The organism is Paraplanobispora takensis (assembly GCF_016863195.1).
Classification (GTDB): Bacteria; Actinomycetota; Actinomycetes; order Streptosporangiales; family Streptosporangiaceae; genus Planobispora; species Planobispora takensis.
This window is the reverse complement of record NZ_BOOK01000011.1, coordinates 1-2,938: the sequence shown is the minus strand read 5'-3', so window position 1 is coordinate 2,938 and position 2,938 is coordinate 1. Positions and strand designations below refer to the sequence as shown.

Below are 2,938 nucleotides of genomic sequence, written 5' to 3'. Positions count from 1 at the left end.
ATGCGGTCCCGGCATCGTGGGGCACGGGTGCGGTCCCGGCATCGTGGGGCACGGGTGCGGTCCCGGCATCGTGGGGCACGGGTGCGGTCCCGGGCTCGGCGCCGCCGGGCATGGCCACGGGATTCACATTGTGAAGTAGGGCCACGGGCTCGATGTCGTGGGGCACGGTGCCGGGCTCGACGCCACCGGGCACGGCGGTGGGGGCGGTGTTCAGCAGGGCGCTGAGGGAGCGGGGCCGGGCCGGGGCCGGAGCCGGGGGTGGGACCTCCTCGGCGGGGAATGGGATCCCGTCGCCGGTGAGGACGGTCGTGACCTGCCGTTCGAGGAGTTTCACCGAACGGACCTCCACCTCGTAGCCGGACGCCTTGGTCTTGTCGCTCCCCCACCATCTGCGGCGCAGGGAACCCGTCACCTCGACCATGTCGTCGGGAAGCCAGCAGGTCACGGCGTCGACGATGCCGGAGTCGAACGACACGCACGGAATCGTGTCGACCCGGGCTCCCCGCCCTCGGTGCCGCCGCCGGACGATCAGTCGCCAGGTGCCGAATCTGGCGCCGCTCTGGAGCGTCTTGACCTGTACCAGCTCCGGCAACCGGCCGGTCAGGACGACCTCGTTGCGATCCATCGGATCCTCCTTCGATCTCTGCCGATGAAGGACGACTCTTTACGATGTGAGCTGTGCCGGAATGGCCCGAAAGCCATTCTGGGGACGCCGGTTCCAGTTCTGAGGTGGCCTGTGGATAACATCACCGCTCTCGGCGGAGACGTCTATGAGATCGACACGCGGATGGCCGGATACTCCGGAATCACCGCCGGATATCTGATCCTGGGGGATCGTCCCTGTCTGGTGGAGACGGGGACGTCGACCTCCGCCCCGGTGGTCAGGGACGCCCTGACCTCGCTGGGGGTGGGACCCGGTGACCTCGCCACGGTCGTCGTCACCCACATTCACCTCGACCACGCCGGAGGAGTCGGGGACATCGCAGGGTTCTACCCGGATGCGGAGATCGTGGTGCACGAGAAGGGTGCCCGTCACATCGCCGACCCGTCACGGCTCATGGCCAGTGCCCGGATGGTCTGGGGCGACCGGCTCGACACCCTGTTCGGCGAGCTCTCCCCCACTGACGCCTCGCGCATCCGCGCGCTCGGCGACACCGGGGCCGTGGACCTGGGCAACGGTCGGACGCTGAGCAGCCACTACTCCCCCGGTCACGCCAAGCATCACGTGGGACTGATCGACTCGGCGACCGGCGACCTCTACGTGGGGGACGCCGCCGGCGTGTACCTCCCGCAGACGGGCGACCTGCGCCCCGCCACGCCGCCACCGGACTTCGACCTGGCCACCGCCCTGGACTCGATCGATCTGTTCCGGGCTCTGGGTCCGCAGCGCCTGCTGTTCAGCCACTACGGGCCGGTCACGGAGGTGCAGGAGACTCTGGAGCGCTCGGCTGAGGAACTGCGCGTCTGGGTCGATCTGACCCGGCAGGCCCACGCGGAGGGCATGGACCTGGACCACGCGGTCGCCATGGTCCGGGAGCGCACCCGTGAGCGCTATGCGGCCCTGAAAGCCGACGAGGCGACCGCCGAGAAGTTCGAACTCCTCAGCGGCGCCCCGTCGAACGTGGCCGGGATCATGCACTGGCTCGATCGCGCCCAGCCCTGAGATCCCGTGATCCGTGCCGGGCGGCCCGGCACGGACCACCGGTCACTTCTCGTCTTCCTCGGCGTCCTTGCCGCGGGTGTCGCCGAGCTCGTCGGTGCCGTCGACGTCGTCATCGAGGATGTCGCCGAAGTCGGGCTCGATGAAGGCGGGCCCGACGCCGGTCCCGGCCTTCTCCGTCGGCTTCTGCCCGGTGGAGGCCTCCTCCCCGGCGGCGTCTTCGTCCTCGTCCTGTACCGCCGCGGACGATTCCCCCTCTCCCGTGTCACCCGCGGCCGGTTCGTCGTCCTCAAGGCCGGTGTCCGGCTCGTCGTCCTCTTCGAGGTCGGCGTCGAGCTCGTGCGCGAGTTCTTCGAGCTCCTGCTCGTCGTCCTCGCTGGCGGGCCCGTCGACGTCGTCCGCCTCGTCCTCGTCCTCGAGGGCTTCGTCCTCGTCCTCGAGGGCTTCGTAGTCGTCCGCCTCGCCGTCCAGCTCGTCGTCGACGTCCTCCTCTTCGAGGTCCTCGATGACCGCACCGGTCAGCTCCGCGTAGCGCTCGGCCGCGTCGGTCTCGCCGTCCTCGTCGAAGGCCATCGCCCGCCCGAACCACTCGGTGGCCGCCTCCGCGTGGCCCGCGTCGGCCAGCGCGTCGGCGTAGGCGAAGGCCAGACGGGCCGACCAGGACTGCTGACGGGGGTCTCGCAGCTCGGTGAGACGCTGGAGGGTGACGACCGCGGCGTCCTTCTGGCCGAGGTCCCGGCGGGCACCGGACTCCACGATGGCGAGTTCGATCTTGCCCATCTGGTCCAGGCGCTCGGCCTCCTTGGAGCGGGCCAGGTCGAGGGCGCGCTCCGGCCGCCCGAGACCGCGCTCGCAGTCGGCCATGACCGGCAGGAACGCATCCGATCCCGTCATACGGCGGGCGGCGCGCAGGTCGCTGAGCGCCTCGGCGAAGTGCCCGGCGCGGTAGGCGGCGATGCCGACGGCCTCGCGCACCACACCGATCCTCGCGGCGAAACGACGAGCGACCTTGGTGTGCTCGTACGCCCGCTCGGCGTCGTCCTCCCCGAGCGCCCGCTCTGCCGCGACCAGGTGGCAGGAGATCAGGTCGGCGAGGTCGAGCGGCAGGGAGCGCAGCTCGTCGCGGACGTCCTTGTCGAGCTCGTCCGGGGTGATGTCAGGCTCGAGCGGGGGCAGCTTCTCACGCTCTCGCGCCGGGGCCTCCTGGCCGGCCTCCCCCTCACGGCCGTAACGGGTGCGGGAACCCTGGCCCCCGTCACGCTCGCCGTACGGCCGACC

Annotated in this window: 3 protein-coding genes; 1 reads left to right on the top strand and 2 read right to left on the bottom strand. The window is 70.8% G+C overall.

The features are described 5' to 3' along the window. Positions 1-625, bottom strand: a 625-nt coding sequence (locus tag Pta02_RS08950) for a single-stranded DNA-binding protein (RefSeq protein WP_203874246.1), incomplete at its 3' end; no start/stop codon positions are given. 111 nt (positions 626-736) lie between these two features. On the opposite strand from Pta02_RS08950, the gene Pta02_RS08945 reads away from it, so the two are divergent. Then, complete coding sequence (locus Pta02_RS08945; protein WP_203874245.1) at positions 737-1,663, top strand: MBL fold metallo-hydrolase; 927 nt, start codon at positions 737-739, stop codon at positions 1,661-1,663. A 42-nt stretch (positions 1,664-1,705) separates the two neighbouring features. Here the strand turns inward: Pta02_RS08945 and Pta02_RS08940 are convergent. After that, on the bottom strand, positions 1,706-2,938 hold a 1,233-nt coding region (locus Pta02_RS08940; protein WP_203874244.1), incomplete at its 5' end, for a hypothetical protein.